General features: G+C 65.8%; 3 protein-coding genes. All 3 read left to right on the top strand.

Going from position 1 to position 4,333, the window contains the following annotated elements; genetic code table 11:
• Nucleotides 1-311: DUF2384 domain-containing protein (locus H5T60_12060; protein MBC7243166.1), on the top strand; the 311-nt coding region annotated here is incomplete at its 5' end.
• A 76-nt stretch (nt 312-387) separates the two neighbouring features.
• Nucleotides 388-3,513 (top strand): GAF domain-containing protein, encoded by a 3,126-nt coding sequence (locus H5T60_12055; protein MBC7243165.1) that lies wholly within the window; start codon nt 388-390, stop codon nt 3,511-3,513.
• Between the two features lie 13 nt (nt 3,514-3,526).
• The coding region (locus H5T60_12050; protein ID MBC7243164.1) for a hypothetical protein at nt 3,527-4,333 on the top strand (807 nt) is incomplete at its 3' end.

Genomic DNA, 4,333 nt, shown 5'->3' with positions numbered 1-4,333 from the left:
GCGCCGTGGCCGAGGCATGGCACGAAAGGGGCACAGAGCCGCCTGCCCCCGCGGATGAGGAACGCGAACCATCGGCCAGGGACCGCCGGCGGTGGGAAACCGCCCTTCGGCAGGCATATGAACAGTGGCTGGAGCGCCCGTCGCCGGCGCTGGACATGCAAACCCCTCTGGAGGCGGCGTCAGACCCACAGCTCCGCCCGCGCCTGAAGGATATCCTCCAGCAGATGGAAGAGATCGAGGCCTCGTTTGCCTGGGCGGGGGAGCCGGCGTTGGACTGGAAGGCATTCATCAGGGAGAAAGGGCTGTTGTGAAAGGGACTGCCGCCCCACGCTGGTAGGGATTTATCGGCGGATGCTGGAATTTGCGGTGAGACACCCGGCCGGCGGTATGCCGGCGCCTGCCCTCTCGGCAGAGCAGATCATTTCCACCGTGGCCGTGCGACTGCAAGGCGTGGAAGAGCCGCGTGCGCTTCTGCGCGCCGCTATGAATGCCCTGGCGGATATAGGGCTGGACAGCCTGCTCTTCCTCCGGCAGTCGAAGCGGGGCGGCCTGGTGCTGGAAGATATCGTCCCGTCCCAACTGCTGACCCCCTTCACGATCTCGTCCGCATTCACCCTCCAACCTCCGTCCATCCCCCTGCATCACCGGTTGGTGCGCGCCTTCCGCCGCAATCAGGTGGAGATCGCCGGCGGCGGCGAGGTGAACTTGCTGGTGCAGACGCTGGGCGGGCGTCCGCCGGACACTCAGTCAGATGAACGCGGCGCGGCCTTTATCCCCCTGCGTGCCGATATCTATCAGGGCGTGCTGGTGCTCATCGGCTCGGGAATTGGGCCTATGTGCCGGCCGGCGATGGAGGCGCTGTCCGCCCTGCTCAACGGCCTGTTGGCCGGCGCCGAGCGGTTGGAGCAGGGGCGCCGGCGCCGGCCGCAGAGCGAGTGGCTGTATCAGGCGTTGGCCGCTCTCCAACAGGCGCCTCTCGAACGCCGCGCCCTGGCGAAGACGGCGTTGCGCATCCTCAAAGAACATCCCTCCGGCGCACTGGCAGTCCTGGCCCTGCGGGAAGGCGATGCGCTGGAAGTGTACGATTCCATCACGCAGGCGCTGATCCGGCTTCCCCCGAACCAGGCCGGCATCCTCGGCCGGGTGCTTTCCAGCGGTCATGCATTGATCACGCAGGATGCCGCGCCCCGCTCCATTTTGGGGAAGCTGGCCGAATCCTGCCCGCCGGCGGTCTGCGCGGTGGCGGTCCCCCTGCTGGCCGGCGTCGAGCAGAACGAGATCATCGGCGCGCTCTGTCTGGCAGGCCAGACAGCCGGCCAGCTTGGCGAAGAGGATATCCCGGGGCTGGAGGCGCTGGCCAACTGTCTGGTGGTGGCGCTGGGCGGCGCAGAGCTTCTGAAGAGCACGCAGCAGGCACTGCGGGAGCAGGTGCTCACCTGGAACACGTTGGTGGAGGTTGGCCGGCGGGTCGTCCGCTCCCTGGATTCGGAGAAGGTAGCCAAAGAGCTGTTAGAAGCGCTGGTAAAACTGGTGGGTGCGGAAGCGGGTTTCCGGATCCTGGTGAACGATGCCCACACCCACCTGGCTGTTGTGGATGTGGTAGGGCTCCCTCCCGAAGAGTATCTGGGTTCGGGGAAACCTCTGCAGGGGACCCTGATGGAATGGGTCCTCCAGCATCAGCAGACCCTTTGGATACCCGATACCAGTACCGCCGGCTGGTACACCCCTATTTTCTCCCGGTACACCTGTCCTGTGCCGCGGAATTTCCTGATGGTCCCGGTTCGCGCCGGCGGGAAAATCGTCGGCGCGCTCGCCCTGATCAACAAACGCCCGGGCACCTTCACGGCGCAGGATGTGCAGGTCGCGGAAATCATGGCCTCATGGCTGTCCCATGTGCAGGAGAACACCCGCCTGTACGCGCAGAGCCGCCGGCAGTTCGAGCGCCTGGAAGCGGCCCTGGTACACGCCGGCCAGGCACTGGCCAGCGGATATGACCTGCGTGCTACACTGGAAACCATTGTGCGGACGGCGGTCGAGCTGGTGGAGGGGGATGCCGGCGGCATTGACCTGGCGGATCCCGACAACCAGGTGATGCGGTTGGCCGCCAGCCATGGGTTCATCCATGAGTGCCTTCTGCCCACACTGCCCATTGAGAACAGCTTGGTGGGGACCGTCTTCCGCACCGGCCAGCCGCTGACCGTGGATGATATGCTTGCGGATGAACGGGTGGCCAGCCGGGCGCTCATCCAGAAGTTGGGGGTGCATTCGGGCGCCTTTGTCCCGCTGGAGGATGACGCCGGCCGGTTGGGGACGTTGTCGGTGATGCGCCGGCGGGTGGAGCCTTTCACCGCTGAGGAGCTCCAGGTATTGCGCTCCTTCGCCCAGCGCGCCACCACCGCTATCCGCACCGCCCGTTGGCGGGAGGAGTTACTGCGTCAGGCGGGGACCATCGAGGCCATCATGCAGGCCACCGATGACATCGTCATCGTGCTGGACCAGGATGGAGTGCTGGAATATGCAAATCCTCGCGCCCGTTCCTTTTGGCCCGTGGAGATGGTAGATCAATCGCTAACCTCCCCGGAAATTCAGGAAAGCCTGCGCCGGCTGGCTCAGCGCTGTCAGCGCGCCCTGGCCGGCGAAATAGACATGCCCTTCATCTTCCCCTGGGTCACGCCGGACGGCCGGCGCTTTGACTTCTCCGTTGCAGTGACATCCATGGGGGATCGCCGCTACCTGATCACCGCCTGCGATGTCACCGAGTTCAGCGCGCTGGAGCGCTTTTACCAGGCGCTGGTGCGTCGGATGCATCATGCCCTGCGCTCTCCTCTTTCCACGGTGCTGGCTACTCTCCAACTGCTCGTGGACACCCCCCTGCTCTCGCCGGAAAAGCGCCGGCAGTGCCTGGAGCGCGCCCTGGAACAACTGCAGGCGATGAAAGCCCAGCTCGAACAGCTCGAAGTATACAGCTTCTACCTCCAGCCGGTGGCCGCCGGCCGCCCCGGGCGGTGTGATGCCAGGCTGGCGTTAGAAGCGGTCCTGCATGACATGCAGGCGCTCTACCCGGACTGCGATCTCCGGATGCATGCCGGCGAGGAGTCTCTGCCGGCGGCTGTACCGCTGGACCTGCTGGTACAGCTCCTGCATCGCATCTTCACACTTATCCTGCAGATGGCGCCGCGCGCCAGGATGACAATGCATCTGGCACCCGTTTCCATAGGGGTATGTCTGACAATGCACATCCCCCATTTGCGCGACTTCTCCGTCCCCCTGGTCGCCGGCCACGTCCCCATAGAAGAAATCGGCTGGGAGACGCTGTCGGAGGAGCATGCGGCCTCTCTGGCCCGCTGGGCCGAATGGGTGCTGATACAACATCTGGTGGAAGGTCTGGGCGGACGCCTGGAGCTTTCCCCGGGCGATCCGGATTTCACGCTGGAGCTGGTTCTGCCGGCCTGGCAGGATGCGGCCGGCCCCGTCCAGCCCTCGTCCATCCCAGTGGACGGCGCAGGGACATGATGTCAGGTGCAAGATGGCGGAGCTGATCTCACATTCCACAGCCTGCGGGCACCCTTCCGCCGGCGAATGGCTGGCCGAATGCCTGCGCGCCCTGTCGTCCTGCCGCACCACGGCTGAACTGCTGGAAGCCCTGCGCGCCGCGCTGGGAGGCTGCGGCTGGCACGTGGACTGGCTCGAGGCGCGGCCGGATGCTGTGCCTCCCATTTCCGCGGACAACCCCGAGCGGGTTGTCCGTGTCCCTGTGCCCCGGAAGCCGCCACATATTGGATGGTTGACGGTATCCTGGCCGGCAGGAGCGCCGGCGCCCGAACAACGCGCGTTGGAGGCGCTGGCCGATGCGTTGGCGGTATTATGGGAGATGCGCCGGCGCGAGCAGGAAGAATCCCGCCGGCAGATCCATCGCGATATCCTGGCTGAGCTGTACGCCGCCCTCTATACCAGCGGTCATGCTGTGACCGCCCTGGCCATGACAGTGGAGGAACTGCTGGGGCGAGACCCTCTGCTGGAGCGGGTAGTCTGCGGCATCGTCCAGGGCGAGGAGCTGTATCTGCCGGCATGGGAAGCGCGCGGCTGGCCAGGCCGCTACCCTGTGCCGGCCTGGCTCTGGCCGGCGTTGGAGGCAGATGGAAATGTGGTGGAACTGCCCCGCACTGCTGGCCTGGCCGGCGAACCCCTCTCCCTGAAGGGGCCGGCCATCGCCGTCACCGTTCGTCCCCCGGACCCAACCTGCCCGGCGCGCGGCGTTATATGGCTGGAGCGTCGGGATACAGCGCCCTGGGATGAGGAAAGCAAGCGCTTTCTGAAAGCCGCTGTGTTCTCC

The organism is Anaerolineae bacterium (assembly GCA_014360855.1).
Classification (GTDB): Bacteria; Chloroflexota; Anaerolineae; order JACIWP01; family JACIWP01; genus JACIWP01.
Note: the sequence above shows the minus strand (reverse complement) of the source record. Positions and strands in the feature narration are given on the sequence as shown.

Bases quoted from the DNA above. Each gene is read 5' to 3' on its own strand.
- H5T60_12055 (MBC7243165.1), top strand. From the start codon at position 388: ATGCCGGCGCCTGCCCTCTCGGCAGAGCAGATCATTTCCACCGTGGCC.